Genomic DNA, 24,391 nt, shown 5'->3' with positions numbered 1-24,391 from the left:
GCTCACCGGCTCATCGGGACCGCTCAGAACTTCGCGATCGGGTTCTTCAGACGGCCCACCAACTGGAGCGCTCCGGCAGGGTCGTTGAGGTCGACCATCTGCTGGTTGTCGCGCAGCTGGAGGCGGTTGAGGCAGGAGAGCGCGAACTCCGGCTCGAACAGGTCGTACTGCTGGAACTTCTCCGCGAGGTAGGGCACCGACTCCTGGTAGTCGCGCACACAGGCGGCGACCGTCCGCCAGAAGGTGTCCTCGTCCAGGACCCCTTCGGTGGCCAGGCCCGCGCCCAGGAAGCGGAAGAAGCAGTCGAAGACATCGGTGAAGACCGACAGCAGCTTCATGTCGTCGGGGACATCGGCCCGGATGCGGTCGACCTTCGGCGGCAGCACCGCGTCCGGGTCCATGACCGCGATCTCCTCGGCGATGTCCTTGAAGATCGTGCGGGTGACGACCCCGTCCTCCACGACCAGGATCACGTTCTCGCCGTGCGGCATGTAGACCAGGTCGTAGGCGTAGAAGCTGTGCAGCACCGGCACCAGATAGGCGTCCAGGTAGTGCCGCAGCCACACCTGCGGGTCGAGCCCCGACTCCTCGATCAGCGCCGAGGCCACCGAGCGGCCCTCGTGGTCGGTGTGGAGCAGGGAGGCCATGGTCGCGACCCGCTCGCCCGGCGCCAGACCCGCGACGGGGCTCTCGCGCCAGAGCGCGGCCAGCATCTTCCGGTACGGGGAACCCTTGACGGTGGCCGCCTCGTACGCCCGGTGGTGGTAGCCGATCGCGGCCCGCTCCCGGATGATCGAGAACCGGGCCCCGCTCAGCAGGCTGTCCCGCTCGATGAGCCCGGCCAGCCAGTCGTTGATGGCGGGCGTGGCCTCCATGTAGGCGGCGGAGAGGCCGCGCATGAAGCCCATGTTCAGAACGGACAGGGCCGTTTTGACGTAGTGCTTCTCGGGGTGGTCGGTGTTGAAGAACGTACGGATCGACTGCTGGGCCAGGTAGGCGTCCTCGCCCTCGCCGAGCACCACGAGGTGGCGTTCGGCGAGCTCCCCGGCGAAGGTGACGGCGAGTTTGTTCCACCACTGCCAGGGGTGTACGGGCAGGAGGAAGTACGCGTCGGGGTCCAGGCCCAGGGAGCGCAGGGCGGCGGCGAACCGCTCCCGGGTCTCCTCGCTCAACTCGCCCTCGACCAGCGTGTCGTAGTCCAGTCCCACGCCTGCCGTGAAGGTCGCCCGGTCACGGCGGGCGGCCAGCCACACCAGCCGGATCGGGGAGGCGGTCTCGGGGGCGTACGCACGGTACTCGTCGACCCCGAAACCGAGCCGGCCGTTGTTGGCCACGAAACAGGGGTGGCCCTCGGTCATCCCGGTCTCGATGGCCTGGAAACCGGCGGCGACGAGCTGGCCGGAGGTGGCCGGTTCCTTGGTGAGTTTGTAGGCGGTTCCGGCCAGGGTGGAGGAGACCTCCTCCAGGTAGACCGGCAGGATGTCCTCGCTCAGCCCGAGCGCGGTCCGCAGCTCGATGAAGAACTCCAGCGCGTCCAGCGGGACTTCGGACCCGTGCCGGTGCCGGGTGATTGATTTGGCCTCGATCTGCCAGTGGTCCAGGGCGAAGAGGCGTGCGGTGAAACGGTACTCCGTCCCCGCGTCGTCACTACGGAGGGTGTAGCGGTCCTCGCCGAGCGGCACAGGGGCCAGAAGTCGCTCGTGGCTGAATTCCGCCAGTGCTTTGCGCACCAGCAGTCGGTTTGCGGTGGCCCAGCGGCCCGGGGAGAGGTGGGCGACGCTGTCGGTGAGGGCGGTCGTCATCGGTCGGTTCCTCCGGTTGCTGCTTCGAACTGCTCGCGGGTGCAGGCGCTGAGCAGCGCGGTCTTCTCCGGTTTGGTGATCTCCCGCACCACCTCGAAGCCGACGGCCTTGTTGAGGGCCTGTACGGCGCTGTTGGTCACATCGGGCTCGACGACGACCCGGCGCACCGACGGATCGGCGAAGAGGAAGCGCATCACGGCGGTGATCACGGCCCGGGTGAAGCCGTGGATCGGGGTGCCGGACGGCGCGACCAGGAAGTGCATCCCGACATCGCCGGGCTCCGCCTCGTACAGCCCCTTCAGCTCCACCTCGGTGGGGTCGTACCGCTCGATCAGGAACGCGGGCTCACCGTCGTGCAGACCGATGAACGCCTCGTGGTGCGGGTGGGCGGCGATCGCCATGTACTCCCGCTCCACGTCCTGGAGTTTCGCCCCGCCCATCAGCCAGAAGGCGGCTTTGGGGTGGGTCACCCAGCCGTGCACCAGCTCGGCGTCGGAGGTGGGATCGAGCGGGCGGACGGTGAAGTCACCGATTTTTCCCGGGTTTTCGTTGCTGTGGGGGTGGTTCATATCGCGAACTCCTGGAAGGCGATGGACTTCTCGACCGGGTAGTACTCACGGCCGAGCAGTTCGCCGATGATGTACGCGTTGCGGTAGGCACCCATGCCCAGGTCGGGCGAGGTGATCGAGTGGGTGTGCACCCCGGCGTTCTGGAGGAAGATCCCGCGCCCGGTGGTGTCGATGCTGTAGTTGCGGGCCACGTCGAAGCGGCCCCTGCTGTCGTGGCGCAGCCGGCCCTGGACCGGGTCCAGGAAGGCGGGCGCCTCGTAGCGGTAGCCGGTGGCGAGGATGAGCCCCTCGGTGGCGAGCTCGTACTCCTTGCCCTGCTCCTCCTGGCGCAGCTCCAGGTTGTACGCGCCGCCCTCCTCGTCGTAACGCGCGCTGACGAGGGCGGAGTTGGTGAGCAGCCGGGTCGGCACGGGGCCGGGCAGGTTCTTCTGGTAGAGCAGGTCGAAGATCGCGTCGATCAGCTCCCCGTCGATGCCCTTGAACAGCCCCTTCTGCCCGGTCTCCAGCCGGTAGCGGGTCTCCTCGGGCAGTGCGTGGAAGTAGTCGATGTACTCCGGAGAGGTCATCTCCAGCGTGAGCTTCGTGTACTCCAGCGGGAAGAAGCGCGGCGAACGCGTCACCCAGTTGAGCCGGTAGCCGTAGGTGTCGATCTCGGAGAGCAGGTCGTAGTAGATCTCCGCCGCGCTCTGCCCGCTGCCGACCAGGGTGATCGACTTCTTCTTCTGGAGCTCGGCTTTCCCCTCCAGATAACGGGAGTTGTGCAGGAAGTCCCCGCCGAGACCCTGACACGCCTCGGGGACGTACGGCGGGGTCCCGGTGCCGAGCACGAGGTGGCGGGAGCGCAGGACGGTACCGGCGGCGGTGGTCACGGTGTAGAGCTCGTCAGCCTCGTCGTACGTCACCGCCTCGACGGTCTCGTTGAACCGGATGCTGCTCAGTTTGGCGGCGGCCCAGCGGCAGTAGTCGTTGTACTCGGTCCGCAGCGGGTAGAAGTTCTCCCGGATGTAGAACGAGTAGAGCCTGCCGCGCTCTTTGAGGTAGTTGAGGAACGAGTACGGCGAGGTCGGGTCGGCCATCGTGACCAGGTCCGACATGAACGGCGTCTGGAGATGGGCCCCTTCGAGGAACATCCCGGAGTGCCACTCGAAGTCCGGCTTGGACTCCAGGAAGACACCGTTGAGTTCGTCGATCGGCTCGGTCAGGCAGGCCAGCCCGAGATTGAACGGGCCGAGCCCGATCCCGATGAAGTCGTGGGGGTCAGGAAGCGCGGTCAAGGGAGTCTCCCAGGTACTTCTCGGCGTGGCCGGAGATTAGGTCGAGGACCGCGGCCATGTCGTCCACGGTCGTTTCGGGGTTGAGGAGGGTGAACTTCAGGTACTGGCGGTCGCCGACCTTCGTGCCCGCGACGATCGCCTCACCGGAGGCGAACAGGGCCTTGCGGGCGTAGAGGTTGGCGCGGTCGATCCCGTCCGGGGACGTGATCCCGGACGGGATGTACCGGAAGACGAGCGTGGAGAGCTGCGGCTGCACCACCACGTCGAAGCGCGGGTCGGCGGCGAGCAGCTTCCACCCCTCGGCGGCCAGGTCGCAGACCTCGTCGAACAGCTCGCCGATGCCGTCGGCGCCCATGACGCGCAGCGTCATCCACAGCTTGAGCGCGTCGAACCGGCGGGTCGTCTGGAGGGACTTGTCGACCTGGTTGGGTATCCGCTCCTCGGCCATCCGGCGCGGGTTCAGATACTCCGCGTGGTACGTGGCGTGGCGCAGGGTGGCCCGGTCGCGGACCAGCAGGGCCGAGGAACTCACGGGCTGGAAGAAGGACTTGTGGTAGTCGACGGTCACCGAGTCGGCGTGCTCGATGCCTTCGAGCATCCCGCGCCGCTCAGGGGAGGCCAGCAGCCCGCAGCCGTACGCCGCGTCCACATGCATCCAGGTGGCGAACCGCTCGCACAGGGCGGCGATCTCGGGCAGCGGGTCGATGGAGCCGAAGTCCGTGGTGCCGGCGGTCGCGACGACGGCCATCGGCACGGCGCCTTCGGCGACGCACTGTTCCAGGGCGCGGGCGAGGGCCAGGGTCTGCATGCGCTTGTTGCTGTCGACGGGGACGGTGACCACCGCGTCCGGCCCGAGGCCCAGCAGTTTGGCGGACTTCTGCACGCTGAAGTGGCTGCATTCGGAGGTGAAGATCCGCAGCCGGGTGTGGTGCTCGGGCCGGACCTTCGCCTCCTCCCGGGCCAGCAGCAGGGCCTGGAGGTTGGACTGCGAACCACCGCTGGTGAAGATCCCGTCGGCGGCCGGTCCGAGGCCGGTGCGCTCGTTCGTCCAGTCGATCAGCCGCCGCTCGATGAGGGTGCCGCCCGCGCTCTGGTCCCAGGTGTCCAGGGAGGAGTTGACCGCGGAGAGCACGGCCTCGCCGAGCACGGCGGGGATGACGACGGGGCAGTTGAGGTGGCCCAGGTAACGGGGGTGGTGGAAGTAGACGGCGTCACGGAGGTAGACCTCGCCGAGCTCGTCGAGGGCGGCGGTGGCATCGCCCAGCGGCCGGTCGAGGTCGATCGCGTCGACGACGGGGGAGAGCTCGTCGACACCGACCCCGCTGAAGGGGCGCTCGGTGGCGGCGAGTTTGGCCGCGACCCGTTCCACTCCTGCGGTGACGGTGCGACGGTAGTGCTCCGCAGTCGTGTTGTTGAGCAGGTGCGAACGCATGAAGGGGTCCTCCCGGGTGAGGGGAACTTCATCGCGTCCCTCCGGGCAGGGAAGAAAGGGGGGACGAGGAACGCGATGTCGAAGTGAGGTTAGCCTAACCTAACTCGATCACGCGTTGCCCTTGCCCCTTGGTGAGTGCGGGGCTTGTCCGCTTTGGTGGCCTTCTGGGGGTGCCTTTATGGGGGCTTTGGGGCCACCTCGGGCGAGGGTCGGGTGGCTGCTCCGGGGGCCCGGTCCGCCGGGGGCTCCGCCGGGCCTCCTGGCCCAGAGCCTCGGGTCCGCCGGGGCTGGCCCGGTCCTCCTGGTCCAGTGCCTTGCCCCGCGCGCGGGAGGCTTCGCCGGGCTCCCTGGGCCGACACGGCCTGGGGCGTGTCCGGCGGATCAGGGCCGGACATGCCCTAGTCCAGGGCCCCGCCCCGCGCGATCGTCTCCGCCCGCAGCTGCTCCTCGCTGAGCCCGCGCCGCCAGTACCCGACGAAGGTCACCCGCTTGCGGTCGAAGCCGCGCTCCTGGACCAGGTGGCGGCGGAGCGCCCGCACCTCGGACGACTCGCCCGCGATCCAGACGTACGGGGTGCCCTCCGGCAGTTCGGCGGCGCGTACGGCGTCCACGGCGGGCAGGGCCCCCTCGCTCCGGACGAGCCAGCGGATACGGGCCTTGGCGGCGGTGTTGAGCGCCTGCCGGTCCTCCGTCTTCGGCACCTCCAGCCAGACCTGGGCCGGCATCCCCGCCGGCAGCCACTCCAGCGCGGCGGAGGCGGCGGGCAGGGCCGTCTCGTCGGCCCAGATCAGCACCCAGTCGGTGTCCTTCGGCGGCCGGAAGCGCACGGAGGTGTTGTCCCGGACGGCGGGCCCCAGCACCTTGAGCCGGTCGCCCGACGCGGCCGTGAGCGCCCAGCGGGAGGCGGGGCCGCCGTCGCCGTGGAGCGCGAAGTCGATGTCCACCTCGGTGGAGCCGTCGGCCGATGTGCGCTGGGCCCGTACGGTGTACGAGCGCATCACCGCCCGTACGTCCTCGGGCAGCGCCCGCCACTTCGGGTACCAGGCCCCGTCCTCGCCCTCCGGCACCACGGCCTCGCTCTGCCCGGGGTGCGGCAGGAAGATGGACAGGCTCTGGTCGCGCCCCCCGCCGCTGAACCCGGCGGCCCCCGGCCCGCCCAGGGTGATCCGGAGCATGGAGGGGCCGAGCCGCCTGACCCGCAGGACGGTCAGGTCGAAGAAGCGGAACGGGGCGACATGGGGGACAGCGGCAGTCGTCGTCAACGAGGGCTCCTCCGGAACAGGCCAGGAGCAGCGGGCGGACGGGCCCGGCTCCGGCGAGGGCAGTCCGAAGGAAGGTTAGCCTAACCTTGCTAGGCGGTCACGGTGTCGTGGGGGCCGGGATCAGCGGTGTCGGCCCTGACAGCGCGACGGGGGCGGATGCCCGACCCTCACGGCACCGGCTTCCTGCGCTGTGCGCGGGTGCGCCGGGCGTCGGCTTCCTGCGCGTTTGCCGGGCCCTGACGCTCGGCTTCACGCGCCTCTGCGCTGGGCTCCCGACGCCATACGCGGCTGCGCCGGGTTCCGGCTGCACGGGCGGCTGCCCCGGGCCCCGCCCCCGGGGTCATGTGTGTCCGGGGCCGGGGGCCTCCGAGGGCTACACCCCGAAGTCGGCCCGGCAGGCGTCGAGTCCCGCCACGGTGACGTCGGTGCTCCGGTGCTTCTCCCACCCGGCCCGGTCCAGCCGCAGCCGCTGCATGGTGGTGGCCGCCCCGCGGATCACCTGGATCTGGAGGCCGTCGGGCTCGTACCCGAGCCGCCGCGAGACGCCGAGCGAACCGGCGTTGTCCGTCGTGGCCTCGGAGACGGCGTACCGGGCGCCGAGCCCCTCGAAGGCCAGATGGAGGACGGCGGCCCGCATCTCCGTACCGATGCCCTGCCCCTGATGGGGGAGGCCGAGCCACGACCCGGTCAGCACTTCCCGCCGTACGCCGAACTCCCGGCCGATCACGTCCTGCCGCCCCACGACCTTCCCCTCGTGGAGGACGGCCAGGGAGAGGTGCCACTCCTGGGCCGTCCACCCGGCGATGGTGCCCAGCACGTGCTGGTAGGTGGCCCGGCCGACCTCGTCGGGCTCGCCGTCGGTCCACGGCACGGTGAACGGCATCCGGTCCGGGGCGTGCACCCCGTCGGCGGCGACCGCCGCCAGCTCGTCGAGCAGCTCCCCTTCGGGCAGGCGCAGTTCGAGGCGGGGCGTACAGATCCGGAGCCCGCGGAGGGGCCAGTAGCGGTGGCTCATACAGAGACTTTGCCGGGCGGGAGGTCGGCCTGTCGAACGGGATTCGGGGCGGCGCCCCCGCCGTACGGCCCCTCGGGCAGGTCTCCGGACCGGCCGCTTCCGGACCGGCGCCGCAGCCCGAAGGCGCTGACGGCGGTGGCGAGCAGGGCGGCGGCCAGCGGGACGACGAGCGCCGCCCGGTAGCCGTCGAGCAGGGCGGCCGGTGAAGTTCCTTCGGTAGCCGCGATGTTGACGGCCGCGATCGAGGACAGGCCGAGCGCGGCGCCGAACTGGAAGGAGGTGTAGAGCAGCCCGCCCGCGACGCCCTGCTCCTCCTCGGCGATACCGTCGGTGGCCGTGATCGTCAGCGGACCGTACACCAGCGAGAACGCCACACCGAGCAGCACCAGGCTCGGGAGCATCGCGAGGTACGTCCAGTCCGCGCCGAGCGGCAGGAACAGCGCGTACGCGAGGGAGGCGAGGAGCAGCCCGCCGAAGATGATGCGCGCGTTGCCGAACCGGGCCACCAGCTTCGGGGTGAGCAGCGGGGAGAGGACCGCGTCCACACCGATGACGATCAGGGCGAAGCTCGTCTGGAGGGACGACCAGCCCCGCAGCTCCTGGAGGTAGAGCACGGCGATGAACTGGAAGCCGAAGAACCCCGCGGCGAAGAGGAGCCCCGACACATTGGCGCGGACCAGCGACCCGTTACGGAAGATGCCCAGGCGCACCAGGGGCGAGGGCGAGCGGTGCTCGATGAGGACGAACGCCAGGAAGAGGACGAGCGCGGTACCGATCGTGCCGGTCGTCCAGGCGGCCGAGGCGTGCGTGGCCCGCTCGACACCGAAGACGAGAAGCAGGATGCCCCCGGTGACGGTGAGCGCTCCGGCCAGGTCGACGCTCCGCCCGCTGCGGTCCGGGCGCGGTGACCCGGGGACGAGCCGCAGCGCGGCGAGGAGGATGAGGAAGGAGAGGATGACCGGGGCGAAGAACACCCAGCGCCAGTCGATGGCGGCGAGCAGACCGCCGACGACCAGGCCGATGGAGAACCCGCCCGCCGCGGTGCCGGAGTAGACGAGCAGGGCCTTGTTGCGCTGCGGCCCCTCCGGGAAGCCGGTGGTGATGATCGACAGGCCCGCCGGGGTCATGAAGGCGGCGGCGACCCCCGTCACGAACCGGGCGAGGATCAGCATCCACCCTTCGGTGGCGAGCCCGCCGAGACCGGAGAAGAGCAGGAAGACCACGAGCCAGCCGATGAACATCCGCCGGCGCCCGAACAGGTCGGCCGCCCGTCCGCCCAGCAGCATGAAGCCGCCGTAGCCGAGGACGTACGCGCTCATCACCCACTGGAGGGTGCCGGTGGAGAGCCCCAGGTCGGCGCGGATCGCGGGCATGGCGACGTTCAGCATGGCCACGTCGATGCCTTCGAGGAAGATCGCGCCGCAGAGCACGAACAGCACGCCCCAGGCGCGCCCGGTCATACGGGCGGTACCGCTGCTCGAAAGGGCTGGTGATGGGGACACGGAATTTCTCCTTGGACGGGGAAGCAGGCAGCGCAAACTGCCGCAACAGCGGTTCTTGGTCACGGATGTGATGGAAAGTTACTCAGGAGCCGGTCGGTTCCCTCTTGTAACCACTCGAAGCATGCGGCACGCTGGTGGACCATGGAAGAAGGCACTTTGAAGTCACCGAGTCACCGCTGCGATACCGGAGTTGGGCGGGAGGACTTCGACGTCAGCAACTGGGATGTCCGCGAGGGCTGCGAGGTCCGGCAGATCCTCGACCGCGTCGCGGACAAGTGGTCGCTGCTTGCCATAGCGCACCTGGAGCGCCGGACCCTGCGCTTCTCCGAACTGCGCCGCCTGATCGACGGCATCAGCCAGCGCATGCTGACGGTGACGCTGCGTCAGCTCGAACGCGACGGCCTGGTGCGGCGTACGGTCTACCCGATGGTCCCGCCGCGCGTGGAGTACGAGCTCACGCCGATGGGGGCGACCCTGCACACGACGATCCGGTCCCTGGTCGACTGGACCGAGGGGCACCAGGCGGAGATCGCCAGGGCGCGCGCGGAGTACGACAGCCGCCGGGCCGCGGAGGAGTCCGCCGCTACCACGTCCGTGTGACGTCTCCGGGGTGCGACTGTTGGCCAGGTCTTCCCCTGGCGGCCCTCTCCGGGGAAACTGTGCCGAGCACTGTGGTGCCTGCGCCCGGACGGGGTTTGGACAACGTTGTCATTCATCTACCTCCTTGCCTCCCTCGCCCACTTCCCCGGTCCGGGGCTCCACGCTTCCGTCTGCCCCGAGAGGACCGCTCATGCGGGAACCCACCGCCGCCGAACGCCCGGCGCCCCGGCCGGGACGGGCCCGGCTGCGCGCCATGGCCGTGGCCGCGCTGACGTCCGGCGCGCTTGTCGCCGCCCTGACACCGGCCATGGCCACGGCGACCGCCACCGCCTCGGATGTCACCCCGCGCGCTTCCGCCATCAGCGCGTACGACGCCGTCGACCCGTTCATCGGCACCGAGTTGGACCCGACGCAGAACAAGGGCAACAGCGCGTACGGCAATACCTGGCCGGGCGCCACGACCCCGTTCGGCATGGTCCAGTCGAGCCCGACGACGTACCGCTCCTCGGACGGCGACCAGAAGGGCGGGTACGAGTACAGCGCCGACAAGATCCGCGGCTTCGGGATGACCCGGCTCTCCGGCACCGGCTGCGAGGGCCGGTTCAGCGCCTTCGACTTCCCGGTGCTGCCGTACACCGGCCCGCTCGACGGGGGCGCGCTGCCGACGAGCCCCGGCACGAAGATCGATCCGTACTACCTGGACTTCGACCACCGTGACGAGACGGCCGCTCCCGGCCACTACACGGTCGGCCTCGGCAACGGCGTCGAGGCGGAGCTGACGGCGACCACCCGAACTGCCGTGAACCGGTACGAGTTTCCGGCGCGCAAGGACTCCTCTACGCTGATCCTGGATGTCGCCGGGTCCAACAACCGGGTCTTCGACAGCGAGGTGAAGGTCGAGGGCCGCACGGTCAGCGGCTGGGTCGAGACGGCGTCGGTGTGCGACGAGGGCGGCCGGTACCGCGCCTACTTCTCCTCCACCTTCGACCGCGCGTTCACCTCGTACGGCACCTGGCAGGGCGGCGCGGTCACCCCGGGCGCGGCGAGCGCGCGCGGCGGCGCGGTCAAGCACGGCTCGGGGGCGTACCTCGTCTTCCCGAAGGGTGCGACGGTCACCGCGCGGACCGGGCTGAGCTACGTGAGCGTGGCGAACGCGGCCCGCAACGCGGAGGAGGAGACCGGCGGCCGCACCTTCGACCAGGTACGGAAGGCGACCGCGCGGACCTGGAAGGACGCCCTGTCGACGGTGAAGGCCACCGGAGGCACCAAGTCGGAGCGGGTGAAGTTCTATACGGCGCTCTACCACGCTCTCCTCCACCCGAACATCGCGGACGACGTGAACGGCCAGTACCCGGGCCACGACGGGAAGGTCCGCACGGTGGCGCCGGGTCGGCACCACTACGTGACATACGCGGGCTGGGACATGTACCGGGGCCAGGCCCAGCTCATCGCGCTGCTCTTCCCGAAGATCGGCGACGACATCAACCAGTCGCTGGTGGACCTGGTGAAGCAGACGGGCGCCTGGCCCAACTGGCCGCACCTGAACCAGTCGCAGCAGAAGATGAGCGGTGACTCGCTCCAGGTGGTGCTGTCGTCGATCGACGCGTTCGGCAGCGTGGACTACGACCGCAAGGCGGCGCTCGCCTCGATGCGGAAGACACAGCGGCTGCCCGCCGACACGACGAAGCGGGCGCACGCGCAGCAGTACTTCAGCGCCGGGTTCATCGACAACGGCAAGGGCGACTCGGCCACGTCCAAGACCCTCGAGTACGCCATCAACGACTTCGCGATCGCCCAACTGGCGCGCCGCCTGGGCGAGAAGACGACCCACGACCGGTTCATGACGCGGGCGCAGAACTGGCAGAACCTGCTCGACCCCGAGACGCAGCGCATCCGCCCGCGCGGCCGCAACGGCTTCGACCGCTCCTTCAACCTCGGTGAGCGCGGCAACCAGTTCGAGCAGGCGACGGGCTACCAGTACGGCTGGATGGTCCCGCAGAACATGGGCACCCTGATCGAAAGGCGGGGCGGCATCGAGCCGGTGACCCGCGACCTCGACGAGCACACGAAGTCGCTGGACGCGGGCGTCCACAACACCACGGGCGCCTACCTCTCCAACCAGCCGAGCTTCTCGACGCCGTACGTCTACAACTGGCTGGGCCGTCCCGACCGTACGTCGGAGGTGCTGCGCCGGGCGACGGACGAGATGTACGACACGACGCCGTCGGGCCTGCCGGGCAACGACGACCTGGGCTCGCTGAGCGCCTGGTACGTGTGGGCGAACCTGGGGATGAACCCGATGGTGTACGGCACGGCGAACCTGGTGCTCAGCTCGCCGATGTTCGACCGGATCGTGATCGACAGCGCGGAGAGCGACCGCCGGATCACGATCAAGGCGGAGGGCGCGGCGTCGGACCGGCCGTATGTGACGGGTCTGAAGGTCAACGGCCGCTCCACGTCCAGCTCCTGGCTGAACGAGGACTTCGCGAGGGCGGGCGGCGTCCTGACGTACACGATGGGGGAGGCCCCCGGGACGTGGGGCACAGGTCCGGGAGACATCCCGCCCTCGTACACGGAGGGCTCGGCCGCCCGTAACAACATCGGCTCGACCCCCGACGGCCAGGGCAAGTTGGGCTCGCTCGACCTCAGCGACAACTCCCTCTCCCGCGAGAAGCTGGCGGCGGCGGGCGCGGCCCCCGGCGCGAAGCTGCCGCTGGGCGACACAGGGGTCACGTTCACCTGGCCGAAGGCGAAGGCGGGCGAGCCGGACAACTGGATTCCGTACGGCCAGCGAGTGGATGTGACGGGCAGGAACGGCAAGGGCGTGAAGGCGACGGGCATCTCCTTCCTCGGCCTGGCGACGAACGGCCCGTCGCAGGGCATGGCGAGTGTGGAGTACGAGGACGGCTCGACGCAGAACGTGGCGGTGCAGTTCACGGACTGGACGCCCGGCACCAACTACCTCTACGGCAACGTCCCGTTGGTGGTCACCGAGGGCCGCAACAAGGTCAACGGCACGTCGGACACGGCCCGTACGGTGGTCTTCGGCACGGTCCCGCAGGCGCTGGACGCGAAGAAGCGGGTGCGCTCGGTGGTCCTGCCCCAGGGCACGGACCGGGGCATCATGCACATCTTCGACGTGGCGTTGACGACGAACCCGGACCTGGAGGCGCCGGGCGTGGCCCCGGAGCGCATCGTCCTCACCCCGACGGCCACGCCCGCCACCTCCCAGGCGGTGACGTGGCGGACGGGCAGCGGCACGACGCAGGGCGAGGCACAGTACCGCGAGCCGGGCTCCAACTCCGCCTGGCGCAAGGCCAAGGCGGTGACGAACGAGGAGCTCCTGAGCGGCGGAGTCCCGACGCGTACGCACTCGGCGGTGCTGGAGAACTTGGAGCCGGGGACGAAGTACGAGTACCGGGTGGGGACGGGGAGCAAACTGAGTGAGACGTACGTGTTCACCTCCGCGGGCAGGCCGGGCGACGAGTTCACCTTCCTCTACTTCGGCGACGCCCAGAACGACCTGAAGGCGAAGTGGGCCCCGGTCGTCGACCAGGCGTACAAGCGCTTCCCGAAGGCGATCGGCAGCGTCAACGCGGGCGACCTGGTGGACTCGGGCGGCAACGCGGGCCAGTGGGACGAGTGGTTCGGCGCGATGAACGGCCGCAGCCGGACGACGAACGTGATCGCGGCGCCCGGGAACCACGAGTACAACGCGGACCTGTTCCTGAAGACGTGGAAGTCGACGTTCGCGTACCCGGTCAACGGCCCCACCGCCGTACCGGCAAGGGACGAGACCGCAGCCGAACGCCAACGGGCAGCCTACGAGACCCACATGGCGAAGTCCCTGGCGGAGACGGCCTACTACACGGACTACCAGGGCGTCCGCTTCATCACGCTGAACGCCAGCACGCACGACGCCCGCGAGCTGATGACCCCGCCCGACCTGCCACCCTGCTCGACCGGCTGCCCGGACCCGCAGAAACTCTGGCTGGACCTCCAGGCCCGCTGGCTGGACCACATCCTGGCGAACAACCCCCACAAGTGGTCGGTGGCCACCTTCCACCAGCCGGTCTTCTCCGCGGCGGTCGGCCGCGACGAGAAGCCCATCCGTGACGCGTGGCTGCCGGTCTTCCAGCGCAACGACATCGACCTGGTCCTGATGGGCCACGACCACGTCTACGCCCGGGGCTACGTGAACGCGGACGCGACGGACACCCCGGGAGTGACGACGGGCCCCGTCTACGCGGTGGCGATGTCCGGCCCGAAGTATTACGAACTCTCCCCGGCCGACGACAACGTCTGGACCCGCAACGGGGCGACCCAAGTGGCCCGTGCCGCCCACACGTCGACGTTCCAGGGCATCACGGTCTCCAAGGACACGATCCGCTACGAGGCGGTCATCGGCGCCAAGTGGGACGACCGGTCGACGACGGACAAGGAGGTGGGGGAGACCCTGGACGCGTTCACGATCACGAAGAGCGACGACGGCGTGAAGTACGTGACGGAGGACGGGGTGACGGTGCCGGGCGCGGCGCTGCGGTAGGGCGCCTGCGGGCTTGGGGGTGTGGCTGTCCGGTGGCAGACAGCCACACCCTTTCCCCGCTCCTACGGAATCCGGCCGGGCACGTCAGTACGCGGCCAGGTAGACCCGTACCCGATCCTTCGCGACCTCGCTGATATGGATCTCGATGCCCTGGATGTGGCGTCGTCTGGAGTCCCCGACGCACGGCGGACATGCACTTGTCGTCCGCACGCGCTCGAGTGCTTGTGGTGGAGTGAGGCCGAGGTGCTCGAATCCGTCTCCGCTCAGGGACGAGGACGACGGACCCTCGACAGCCAGAGGGTAGTCGGGGCGCAGATCCTCGGTGATCGACTCGGCGGTCCGCTCACTGGTGACGAAGGACAGCAGGTGCACATTCTCCTGAGGCTGGACCCGTACGGCACCCTTCACCTCCGTGGCGCCCTGCGGAATCCGGATCTTCATGAACGCGGCTGCCTCCGGGGCGCCGGCTCCCTTCTCCCAGCTCGGGGACGAACTCGTGCGTATGGCACGGTCCGCAGGCGCGGGAGTGCAGCCGACGAGCACCAGTCCTGCGACGAGGCAGGCCACCGGGACCACGGAGAGCGTCCGGCCTGCACGTGAGGCCATCATCGGTTCTCCTCGTCGCCTCGGGAGACGTCGCTCCGAGTGCCTTCGCGCCCCGGGTCCTCCGGGGTGACGGCCGGCGGTGTGGGGCCACTGAGATCGTGAGTGTAGGTGGAACTGCTGCCGCGCATGTCAAATTCCTGGGCGAAGCCGACCTTGTGGAGGCGGCCCATGTCCTCGTCCTCGATCGTGATGCCCATCGGAAAGTTTGTCGACTTACCCTCATCCCAGTTGTAGCGGTCCCATACGTTCACCTGGTAGTCGAGTGAGACCTTGGGACTGCCGCCGTGAGCATCCGGGGTGACAGTGACGAACCCGGAGACGTTCTGCGCGTGAGACCCGACCGCGTGGAACCACTCGTCGCTCTGCAGGGTGGTGTGTCTGGTCCTGCTCTCCACCGGGACGACCACGGTCTGATCCCCTCCGGCCTTGTGGAACTCGTCCAGTGCCTGCCGCCTCCAGGCATCCTGATTGGTGGCCACATGCTTCTCCTCGATCCCCGACCGGAACCCGGAATCGTCGTGCAGTATCCGGTCCACGTCGAGGTTGAGAGGTTCCCCGGCTCCCTGCAGGTAGTGCAGCATATTGCGAGATGCGCCGGTCTCGCCGATGACATCACCGGCTGTCGCGATGCCAAGGGCCCATGCGTGGAACTTCACGTCCTGGGGAGTCGGCTCCTCCACGTCAAAGGCACCCGAACCGAGGTCGGGAGACCTCCACCGGTAAAGAGGGTCCGTGATCCCCGCCCCCCGTAGCTCGTCACCACGCTCGCGCAGCAGGATGCCTCGGGTGACCGGATCGAGGTCACGCCACCACTCGGCGACCTCCGCCCGGCCCTTGGGCATGTCGGCGGCTTTGCCAGCCTCTTCCAGGGATGGGTAAGGGCTCTCCGCGGGGTTTCTGTTGAAGCCGTTGAACGTGCCGTCCAGCACGTCGGAGTCGAGTACGGCGGCGTTGAGCTCGATGCGGATGCCATCGTCGGCGTGGGCGACCGCCTTCACCGCCCGGTCGAGACGCTCGGTCCATTCGGCTGCCTTCGCGCGGGCGCTCTGCTGGTAGTCGGGGTCGTGCACGTACGCGGTGCGCTCACTCTGACTGAGCTGTTCGGTATCGAAAACGACGACTCCTTGGCCGGAGACCCGCATGCCGTCCTTCACGGCATCGGCACGCACCGCTTTGACCCTGTTCTTGAGGTCGGTGAGCTGAGTGTGCGCGTTACGCAGAATGGAGGCGACCGCCTTCGCCTCTGCCTGAGCTCCTTGAAACTCCTTGAGCGTCACGGTGAACCTGCTGTTCGCGGCTTGGGCGCTCAGCCCCACCCAGGACTCGCCGAGCGCGATGCCGTGAACATCCCTCCTGTACTGGTCTTCCAGCTTCTTGAATTTCCCCGCCATCGCATCCCATTGGTCAGCGGCGGTGGTGAGATCGGACAGGTCGGTACTCATTATTTCGTGGTACGTCGGCACGCGTCCCCCGTAGGCCGGTCGGTCAAGTGATCAGCAGCTGTCGATCCGGGACTGCCGACGCATCCGCGCGGCGATATCGAGCTCGTTCCGCTGGAAGTCGATGCCTGTTCTGCTCAAGGCTTCCTTCTCCGATGCCAGCCGACCGAGCAGCATCTTGACCTGCTTTCCCCACGTCTCGTGTGCTTTCTTCAACGCACTCGACGTGTCCCAGCCGTATCCGTCCCTGGCCCCGAACTCCTTGACCGCCGCGTTCACACTCTCATCGGCGTGCTTGCCGCCCCTCTCGACGCCGAGCTCCAGGTCCTTGTCAATCGCCTTGACCGCCGCTGCTTTCTTCGCCGGACTGGAGCACAGATCCGGGGTAGTACCGCCGCTTTCCCCTGCCGGAGCAAGCTGGCTCAGCCGCATCTGGTCAGCGTGCCGATCGGTCACCTCTGCTTTGATCTGCTCCCACTCGTCCCAGGCCATGAGTCCCCTCCGTAAGCTGATCGCCCCTGTGAAACCTACGGAACAGGATGCGCACGAGGAACCCCGAACCTGGACATCAGCACGCATAGGCATGGCCGATTCGGAGCCCCCTTCCGACCCCGGGAGCGATCGCACAAGGACAGTGAGTATGGGTACTCACGCGGAAGCACGCGGTGTCGGCGGAGACTCGGCTCATGGCCGACACACACATCTCCGTCAGTGCATTCGCCCGCTACCGCCGCGGCCTCGTGGCTGCCGCCCTCGCCGCTCTGGTCCTTACCGGCTGTGGAGGTGAGGCGAGAGGCGGCGGGACGCAGGCCGAGCCGGACAAGAGAGCCAGCTCCCTGACGAGTTCCGCCCAACCGGGCCCCGAGCAGGCGGCATTCGCGGCGATGCTCAGCACGTTCGGGAAGAAGTGCCCTGAGCCCGGCAGAGTCGATCCGAGGCCCACTGCCGGGAAGCAGACCGGCTCCGAGGCGACAGCGAGCCTCGCCCCCGGGGAAACTCCCCCGGCCGAACCGATCGAGCCGGGCCCGCTCACCGGGCCTGCGGCGGAGTTGAGCGACCGCGACCTGTGCACGAGCGGCCACCATGAACAGCGCGTCGTCGAGGCGCTGCAGGAGGTCGCGGACCCCACCCCCGTCAAGGTCCGGAAGACCCTGAACAGCCTCGGCTACATCGACGAGCACATCCACGGCCTCCAGCAGGACGGCACGACCACACGCTTCCACCTCGACCTGCGCGAGAGCGGCGGCCGGCTCTGCGTGGCGGGCCTGGCGGCGGGCGAGGAATCGGATGCCTCCGCGTGTGTGGCCCCCGCCACCGGGCCGTTCACCGTCAAGACGGAGGAATGACCGTAACGGCGTTGCCTCCCCGACTCCCTAGGGAACCAGCCGACTCGTGAACCCGGCCCCGACCAGCCGCTCGTACGCCGCCGCGACCTGGTCCGGGACGGGCTGCTCGATCATGAAGCCCTGCGCCGGGTAGACGAGCAGCCGCTGCAAGGCCCCGACCAGCATGTCGATCACCATCCGGTCGTCCCCGATCGACTCCACGTACTCCTCGAACGTCATCGGACTCGATGCGCTGACGACATCCACCCCCGGCCACAGTTTCCGGGCCGTGGCGTACGCGCGCCGCTCCTCGTACGGCTTGCTGACCAGCAGTACGGAGTCCACCTCCACGCCGGCCGCGTCGAGGACGGCCCGCGAGAAGCGGATGTTCTCGCCGGTGTTGCGCGCCTGCGGCTCGACCAGCACGGCGGCGGGCGGTACGCCGAGTTCGACGGCCCGCTCCCGGTAGTGCACGGCCTCGCCGCGCGGCATCCGTGCGCGGGTGGTGGGGCTGGTCGAGCCGGTGAACACGATGAGGGGTGCCAGCCCGCGCAGGTAGAACCCCGCCGCCGCGTCGGCCACCCCCAGGTCATGGCTGCCCAGCCCGACGATGACCGAGCAGGGGCGGGGGGTGTGGTGCATGAGGTGGTGGTCCCAGAGGCGCCGGGCGTCGGACCACGCGGACAGGGGGATCACCGTACGAGCGCCTTCCGCGTTGCTGGCGTCACCGCGCGTCGGCATCCCGCCAGTAGTCGCCCAGCATCTCCGTGGGCCAGCTCGGTTCCGTGTGCCAGGTGACGACGAGGTGCGAGAACTCCTCGATCCCCTGGAGGGTTTCGAGGGGGTACTCCTCGTCGAGGCGGATGATGGACCGCACCCCACCCTGGAAGTCGTCCGCCGGTTTGCTGTGGCCACCGACGACATGGGCCACCGGCCGTACCTCGAACGTATCCGTGGGCATGGGATTTCTCTCGTCCGGTGAAACCACGACGGGTCGACTTGCCCACCGAGCTCCCGGCGGCAGCGCGGTCGGGTTACTCGCCCCAGTATTGTCCTGGCCCGGCCTCGGCCTCGTACCGTCGGAGGGGGAGGCGGAGGAGTGATGCCCCGCTGACGTGTCCGCCCCGGCCCCCACGGACGTTCCGCGGTGGCCGGGGCAGACGTGTCAGCACATCAACAGGCTCAGCCCGGCAGCCCCAACTCCCGCGCGATCAGCATCCGCTGGACCTCGCTCGTCCCCTCGCCGATCTCCAGGATCTTCGAGTCGCGCCACATCCGCGCCACCGGGTACTCGTTCATGAACCCGTACCCGCCGTGGATCTGCGTGGCGTCCCGGGCGTTGTCCACCGCCACCGTCGAGGAGTACAGCTTCGCGATCGCCGCCTCCTTCTTGAACGGTTCGCCCGCCACCAGGCGCGAGGCCGCGTCGCGCCAGCCGATGCGGGACATGTGGGCGCGCATCTCCATGTCGGCGATCTTGAACTGGATCGCCTGGTTGGCGCCGATCGGCTTGCCGAAGGCGTGGCGTTCGGCCGCGTACTTCACCGACTCGTCCACGCAGCCCTGCGCCAGGCCCGTCGCCAGAGCGGAGATCGCGACCCGGCCCTCGTCCAGGATGCGCAGGAACTGGGCGTAGCCCCGGCCCTCCTCGCCCAGGAGGTTGGCGGCGGGGACGCGGACGTCGGTGAAGGAGAGTTCGCGGGTGTCCGAGGCGTTCCAGCCGACCTTGGAGTACGGGGCGGCGACCGTGAAGCCGGGGGTGCCGGAGGGGACGATGATCGCGGAGATCCGGGGGCGGCCGTCCTCCTTGCGGCCGGTCACCGCCGTGACCGTGACCAACTCCGTAATGTCCGTGCCCGAGTTGGTGATGAAGCACTTCGAACCGTTGATCACCCACTCGTTCGTCGCCTCGTCCAGCACCGCCGTCGTCCGCGTGCCGCCCGCGTCCGAGCCGCCGTCCGGCTCGGTCAGGCCGAACGCGCCCAGCGCCTCGCCCGCGCACAGCTTCGGCAGCCACTGGCGCTTCTGCTCCTCCGTGCCGAACAGGTGGAGCGGCATCGCGCCCAGGGAGACCCCGGCCTCCAGGGTGATCGCCACCGACGAGTCGACCCGGGCCAGCTCCTCCAGGGCGATCCCGAGCGCGAGGTAGTCGCCGCCCATGCCGCCGTACTCCTCCGGGAACGGCAGCCCGAACAGGCCCATCCGTCCCATCTCGCGCACGATCTCGTACGGGAATTCATGGCGCTCGTAGAAGTCGCCGATCTTCGGCGCGACCACGTCGTGCGCGAACTCCTCGACCGTGCGGCGCAGTTCCTCGTGCTCGGCGGTCAGCCGGTGGTCCAGGGACATGGGGTCAGTCACTCCTTGTGGGAGGTGGGAGAGGAAGAAGAGGTCAAGGCGCGGACCGTGCGGGATGGGCTCGGTCGGCCCAGGTGTTCGGCCAGCCAGACGCTGGTGGCGGTGAGGGCGGCCAGGTCGACGCCCGTCTCGATGCCCAGGCCGTCGAGCATCCACACGAGGTCCTCGGTGGCCAGGTTGCCCGTGGCGCTCTTCGCGTACGGGCAGCCGCCCAGGCCGCCCGCCGATGCGTCGACCGTCGTCACCCCGTGCTGGAGCGCCGCCAGGGTGTTGGACAGCGCCTGGCCGTACGTGTCGTGGAAGTGCACGCCGACCGAGGACGTCGGGACGGCGGAATCGTTCAGCGCCGTCAGCAACTCCCTTACGTGGCCCGGCGTCGCCACCCCGATCGTGTCGCCCAGCGACAGCTCGTCGCAGCCCAGGTCCATCAGGGCCCTGGCCACCTTCACCACCTGGGCGACCGGCACCGCGCCTTCCCACGGGTCCCCGAAGCACATCGAGAGGTACCCGCGCACATGGACCTTCTCCGCCTTCGCCCGCGCCACCACCGGCTCGAACATCGCCAGCGACTCGTCGACCGTGCGGTTCAGGTTGCGGGCCGCGAACGTCTCCGTCGCCGAGCCGAACACCGCGATCGACCGCGCCCCCAGCGCCAGCGCCCGGTCCAGGCCGCGTTCGTTCGGGACCAGGACGGGGAGGGCGACGTCGCCCACGTCCGCGATCTCGCCGAGGAGCGGGAACAGCGCCTCCGCGTCGGCCAGTTGGGGCACCCACTTGGGGTGGACGAAGCTCGTCGCCTCGATCGTCGTCAGCCCCGCCACCGCCAGGCGGCGGATGAACTCCGCCTTCACCTCCGTCGGGACCGTCTCCTTCTCGTTCTGGAGGCCGTCCCGGGCTCCTACCTCGTGGATGCGGACCCGGGAAGGGAGACCCGTGCCCGGCACCTTCATCGGGAGTGCGCTCATGACGCGTCCTCCCCGTCGGTGAGCGGAGCCACGACCGCCAGGATCTGGTCCATCGCCACCGTCGCGCCCGCCGTGACGTCCAGCTCCGTCACCGTCCCCGCGTGCGGGGCCGAGATCACGTGCTCCATCTTCATCGCCTCCACCACGAGCAGGCTCTGCCCCGCCTCGACCTCGTCCCCGACGGCCACCTTCACCACCGTGACCGTGCCCGGCATCGGCGCCGCCAGCGTGTCCGCCCCGCTCCGGCCCGCCCCGCTGAGGGACGCCTCCACCGGGTCGTGGTCCTGGACGTGCCAGGTGTCGCCGTCCCGGCCGAGCCAGTCGCCGGTGCGGTGGAAGTGGTGCGTCACGCCGTCGAGTTCGACCGTGACCCGGGTGGGGGTGACGGTCGCGTCACGCGGAGCCTCGGATGTCACCGGGTCCGTGCCCGGCACCCGTAGCGGGAACCTCAGCGGCACCCGCACACCCCCCGTCCGCCAGCCGCTCGGCACCGAGAACGGGTCCGTCCAGCCCCCCGCGTCCGGCCGGGGCGCCAGCGCGTCGAGGCGCACCGCCGCCGCGGCCGCGTACACCTCGTCCGGAACGCCGTCCGGCACCAGGCCCTCCGCCTCGCGCTCCACCAGCCCCGTGTCCAGGTCGCCGGAGACCACGTCCGGGTGGGCCAGCAGGCGGCGCAGGAAGCCCGCGTTGGTCGGGACGCCCAGGATCACCGTGTCCGCCAGGGCCGCCCGCAGCTTGCGGATGGCGGTCGAGCGGTCGGGGCCGTACGCGATCACCTTCGACAGCATCGGGTCGTACAGGCTGCCCACCGGCACGCCCTCGCTGAGCCCCGAGTCCGTCCGCACCCCGCCGCCCTGCGGCTCGCTCAGCGCCAGCACCGTACCGCCGGAGGGGAGGAAGCCGCGGGACGGGTCCTCGGCGCAGACCCGCGCCTCGATCGCCCAGCCCGTCAGGGTGATGTCCTTCTGCGCGTAAGGGAGTTGCTCGCCCGACGCCACCCGCAGCTGCCACTCCACCAGGTCCAGGCCGGTGATCAGCTCGGTGACCGGGTGCTCGACCTGGAGGCGGGTGTTCATCTCCATGAAGTAGTACGAGGACGGGTCGTTGCCCGGGACGATGAACTCCACCGTCCCCGCCCCGACATAGCCGCAGCTCCGTGCCGCCTGGACTGCTGCCTCGCCCATCGCCGCCCGGGTCGCCTCGTCCAGCAGGACGCTCGGCGCCTCCTCGATGATTTTCTGGTGGCGGCGCTGGAGCGAGCACTCGCGCTCGCCCAGGTGCACCACGTTGCCGTGGGCGTCGGCCAGCACCTGGATCTCGATGTGGCGCGGGCGGTCGATCCACCGCTCGACGAGGAGGGTGTCGTCGCCGAAGGAGGCGCGGGCCTCGCGCCGCGCCGCCGCGATCTCCTCGCCCAGCACCGCCGCGTCCCGGACCAGGCGCATCCCCTTGCCGCCGCCGCCCGCCGAGGGCTTGAGCAGCACCGGGGTGCCGATCTCCCGTGCGGCCGACTCCAGTTGGGCGTCCGTGAGGCCGCTGCCCGAGGAGCCGGGGACCACCGGGACCCCGTAGGCCGAGACCGTCTCCTTCGCCCGGATCTTGTCGCCCATGAGCGAGATCGCGGAGGCCGGGGGACCGATGAAGACCAGGCCCGCGTCCGCGCACGCCTGCGCGAACTCGGCGTTCTCCGCGAGGAATCCGTAGCCGGGGTGCACCGCCTGCGCGCCCGTGCGGCGGGCCGCCTCCAGGAGCGCCGGAACGTTCAGATAGCTCTCGGCGGCGGGCGGCGGGCCGATCCGTACCGCCGTGTCCGCCTCCCGTACGTGCCGGGCGTCCGCGTCCGCGTCGCTGAAGACCGCGACCGAGCGCACCCCCAGCTCGCGCAGGGTCCGGATCACCCGGACGGCGATCTCGCCGCGGTTGGCGACCAGCACGGTGTCGAACATCGTCGTCATCTGTTCCTCACATCCGGAAGACGCCGAAGCCGGGACCGGCCGGGTCCTTCTGGGGCAGCGGGGCGTTGGCGCAGGCCGTGAGGGCGAGGCCCAGCACCTGCCGGGTGTCCACGGGGTCGATCACGCCGTCGTCCCAGAGCCGGGCGGTGGCGTAGTACGCGTTGCCCTGGGTCTCGTACTGGGCGCGGATCGGGTCCTTGAACGTTTCCTCGTCCTCGGTGCTCCAGTCGTCGCCCAGCTGGTCGCGCTTGACCGTCGCCAGGACGGAGGCCGCCTGCTCGCCGCCCATCACCGAGATCTTGGCGTTGGGCCACATCCACAGGAAGCGGGGGCCGTACGCCCGGCCGCACATCGAGTAGTTGCCCGCCCCGTACGAACCGCCGACCACGACCGTCAGCTTCGGGACGCGCGTGGTGGCGACCGCCGTGACCATCTTCGCGCCGTGCTTGGCGATCCCGCCGTGCTCGTAGTCCTTGCCGACCATGAAGCCCGAGATGTTCTGGAGGAAGACCAGCGGGATGCCGCGCTGGTCGCACAGCTCGATGAAGTGCGCGCCCTTCTGGGCCGACTCGGCGAACAGGATGCCGTTGTTGGCGACGATCCCCACCGGGTGGCCGTGGATACGGGCGAAGCCGGTGATCAGCGTCGTACCGTACTCCGCCTTGAACTCCTGGAAGCGGGAGCCGTCCACGACCCGGGCGATCACTTCGCGTACGTCGTAGGGGGTGCGGGAGTCGACGGGCACCGCCCCGTACAGCCCCGCCGGGTCCACCTTCGGCTCCTCGGCCGGCTCGACCGACCAGGGGAGCGGGGCCCGGTCCGGGAGGGTGGCCACGATGTTGCGGACGATGCGGAGGGCGTGCGCGTCGTCCTCCGCGAGGTGGTCGGTGACGCCGGAGATCCGGGAGTGGACCTCGCCGCCGCCCAGCTCCTCCGCCGTGACGACCTCACCGGTCGCGGCCTTCACCAGCGGCGGGCCGCCGAGGAAGATCGTGCCCTGGTTGCGCACGATCACGGCCTCGTCGCTCATCGCCGGGACGTACGCCCCGCCCGCCGTGCAGGAGCCCAGCACCGCCGCGATCTGCGGAATCCCGGCGGCCGACATCCGGGCCTGGTTGTAGAAGATCCGCCCGAAGTGGTCCCGGTCGGGGAAGACCTCGTCCTGCATCGGCAGGAAGGCACCGCCCGAGTCGACCAGGTAGAGGCAGGGGAGACGATTCTCCAGGGCCACTTCCTGGGCGCGCAGGTGCTTCTTCACGGTCATCGGGTAGTACGTGCCGCCCTTGACGGTCGCGTCATTGGCGACGATCACGCACTCCCGGCCCGAGACCCGCCCGATGCCCGCGATGACCCCGGCGGCCGGGGCCTGGTCCCCGTACATCCCGTTCGCCGCCAGCGGGGCCAGCTCCAGGAACGGCGAACCCGGGTCCAGGAGGGTGTCCACCCGGTCCCGGGGCAGCAGCTTGCCGCGTGCCTCGTGGCGGGCCCGGGCCTTCTCACCCCCGCCCAGCCGCGCCGTGGCGAGGCGCTCCGCCAGCTCGTCGGAGAGCGCCTGATGCGCCGCCTCGTTGGCCTGCCAGGCCGCCGAGGCGGGATCAGCCGCGCTCGCCAGGACCGGTGCCTGCTGCATCGTGTCGAGCCCCCTTGCCCGTACCGCGATCATCCACGTCCGTCAATGAATTCCGTTAATGAGCGTTAACGCGTTTCCCTCAGGTTAACGACCGCTAACGACCCTGTCTAG

Annotated in this window: 19 protein-coding genes; 3 read left to right on the top strand and 16 right to left on the bottom strand. The window is 69.8% G+C overall.

Going from position 1 to position 24,391, the window contains the following annotated elements; translation table 11 throughout:
• Positions 1-23 precede the first annotated feature (23 nt).
• From B7C62_10685 to B7C62_10655, 7 genes are all read right to left on the bottom strand, one after another.
• On the bottom strand, positions 24-1,802 hold the full coding sequence (locus B7C62_10685; protein ARF72687.1) for an IucA/IucC family protein: 1,779 nt from the start codon (positions 1,800-1,802) through the stop codon (positions 24-26).
• Positions 1,799-2,371: a GNAT family N-acetyltransferase gene (locus tag B7C62_10680; protein ARF72686.1), complete on the bottom strand. Its 573-nt coding sequence runs from the start codon at positions 2,369-2,371 to the stop codon at positions 1,799-1,801. Before B7C62_10680 ends, B7C62_10685 begins: the two co-directional genes overlap by 4 nt.
• Positions 2,368-3,645 carry an alcaligin biosynthesis protein gene (locus B7C62_10675; protein ID ARF72685.1) on the bottom strand — a complete coding sequence of 426 codons (1,278 nt, stop codon included), beginning with the start codon at positions 3,643-3,645 and terminating at the stop codon, positions 2,368-2,370. The genes B7C62_10680 and B7C62_10675 overlap by 4 nt, the downstream gene beginning before the upstream one ends.
• Positions 3,629-5,077, bottom strand: coding sequence for a pyridoxal-dependent decarboxylase (locus B7C62_10670; protein ID ARF72684.1), 1,449 nt, complete (start codon positions 5,075-5,077; stop codon positions 3,629-3,631). The genes B7C62_10675 and B7C62_10670 overlap by 17 nt, the downstream gene beginning before the upstream one ends.
• Positions 5,078-5,475: 398 nt before the next feature.
• Entirely contained in the window at positions 5,476-6,339 is an 864-nt protein-coding gene (locus tag B7C62_10665; protein ARF72683.1) for an NADPH-dependent ferric siderophore reductase, read from the bottom strand.
• Between the two features lie 373 nt (positions 6,340-6,712).
• Positions 6,713-7,354 carry a GNAT family N-acetyltransferase gene (locus tag B7C62_10660; protein ARF72682.1) on the bottom strand — a complete coding sequence of 214 codons (642 nt, stop codon included), beginning with the start codon at positions 7,352-7,354 and terminating at the stop codon, positions 6,713-6,715.
• Positions 7,351-8,814: an MFS transporter gene (locus tag B7C62_10655; protein ARF72681.1), complete on the bottom strand. Its 1,464-nt coding sequence runs from the start codon at positions 8,812-8,814 to the stop codon at positions 7,351-7,353. Before B7C62_10655 ends, B7C62_10660 begins: the two co-directional genes overlap by 4 nt.
• A 183-nt stretch (positions 8,815-8,997) precedes the next feature.
• On the opposite strand from B7C62_10655, the gene B7C62_10650 reads away from it, so the two are divergent.
• Both B7C62_10650 and B7C62_10645 read left to right on the top strand, forming a co-directional pair.
• Positions 8,998-9,456 carry a transcriptional regulator gene (locus tag B7C62_10650; GenBank protein ID ARF72680.1) on the top strand — a complete coding sequence of 153 codons (459 nt, stop codon included), beginning with the start codon at positions 8,998-9,000 and terminating at the stop codon, positions 9,454-9,456.
• Positions 9,457-9,646: 190 nt separating this feature from the next.
• A complete protein-coding gene (locus tag B7C62_10645) occupies positions 9,647-14,002 on the top strand; it encodes an alpha-mannosidase (GenBank protein ID ARF72679.1) in 4,356 nt (1,451 codons plus the stop codon).
• 84 nt (positions 14,003-14,086) lie between these two features.
• Here the strand turns inward: B7C62_10645 and B7C62_10640 are convergent, their stop codons facing one another.
• The 3 genes from B7C62_10640 to B7C62_10630 are packed head-to-tail and all read right to left on the bottom strand — an operon-like array spanning position 14,087 to position 16,539.
• The gene (locus B7C62_10640; GenBank protein ARF77091.1) at positions 14,087-14,608 is read right to left on the bottom strand and encodes a hypothetical protein; all 522 of its coding nucleotides are present in this window, start codon (positions 14,606-14,608) and stop codon (positions 14,087-14,089) included.
• Positions 14,608-16,071, bottom strand: a complete 1,464-nt coding sequence (locus B7C62_10635) for a hypothetical protein (protein ID ARF72678.1) — start codon at positions 16,069-16,071, stop codon at positions 14,608-14,610. Before B7C62_10635 ends, B7C62_10640 begins: the two co-directional genes overlap by 1 nt.
• A 30-nt stretch (positions 16,072-16,101) precedes the next feature.
• Complete coding sequence (locus tag B7C62_10630) at positions 16,102-16,539, bottom strand: hypothetical protein (GenBank protein ARF72677.1); 438 nt, start codon at positions 16,537-16,539, stop codon at positions 16,102-16,104.
• Positions 16,540-16,733: 194 nt separating this feature from the next.
• On the opposite strand from B7C62_10630, the gene B7C62_10625 reads away from it, so the two are divergent.
• Positions 16,734-17,393 carry a hypothetical protein gene (locus B7C62_10625; protein ID ARF77090.1) on the top strand — a complete coding sequence of 220 codons (660 nt, stop codon included), beginning with the start codon at positions 16,734-16,736 and terminating at the stop codon, positions 17,391-17,393.
• A 27-nt stretch (positions 17,394-17,420) separates the two neighbouring features.
• Here the strand turns inward: B7C62_10625 and B7C62_10620 are convergent, their stop codons facing one another.
• The 6 genes from B7C62_10620 to B7C62_10595 all read right to left on the bottom strand — a co-directional run bounded on the left by B7C62_10620 (position 17,421) and on the right by B7C62_10595 (position 24,280).
• Positions 17,421-18,068, bottom strand: a complete 648-nt coding sequence (locus tag B7C62_10620; GenBank protein ID ARF77089.1) for a hypothetical protein — start codon at positions 18,066-18,068, stop codon at positions 17,421-17,423.
• 28 nt (positions 18,069-18,096) lie between these two features.
• Positions 18,097-18,333 carry a hypothetical protein gene (locus B7C62_10615; GenBank protein ARF72676.1) on the bottom strand — a complete coding sequence of 79 codons (237 nt, stop codon included), beginning with the start codon at positions 18,331-18,333 and terminating at the stop codon, positions 18,097-18,099.
• A 221-nt stretch (positions 18,334-18,554) separates the two neighbouring features.
• Positions 18,555-19,721 carry an acyl-CoA dehydrogenase gene (locus B7C62_10610; GenBank protein ARF72675.1) on the bottom strand — a complete coding sequence of 389 codons (1,167 nt, stop codon included), beginning with the start codon at positions 19,719-19,721 and terminating at the stop codon, positions 18,555-18,557.
• A gap of 8 nt (positions 19,722-19,729) precedes the next feature.
• Positions 19,730-20,695, bottom strand: a complete 966-nt coding sequence (locus B7C62_10605; GenBank protein ID ARF72674.1) for a hydroxymethylglutaryl-CoA lyase — start codon at positions 20,693-20,695, stop codon at positions 19,730-19,732.
• Positions 20,692-22,650 (bottom strand): acetyl/propionyl-CoA carboxylase subunit alpha, encoded by a 1,959-nt coding sequence (locus B7C62_10600; protein ID ARF72673.1) that lies wholly within the window; start codon positions 22,648-22,650, stop codon positions 20,692-20,694. Before B7C62_10600 ends, B7C62_10605 begins: the two co-directional genes overlap by 4 nt.
• A 7-nt stretch (positions 22,651-22,657) precedes the next feature.
• Complete coding sequence (locus B7C62_10595) at positions 22,658-24,280, bottom strand: methylcrotonoyl-CoA carboxylase (protein ID ARF77088.1); 1,623 nt, start codon at positions 24,278-24,280, stop codon at positions 22,658-22,660.
• Between the last annotated feature and the right edge of the window lie 111 nt (positions 24,281-24,391).

The organism is Kitasatospora albolonga (genome assembly GCA_002082585.1).
GTDB lineage: Bacteria > Actinomycetota > Actinomycetes > Streptomycetales > Streptomycetaceae > Streptomyces > Streptomyces stephensoniae.
The sequence above is the reverse complement of the archived record's forward strand: the minus strand, read 5'-3'. Positions and strand labels throughout refer to the sequence as shown.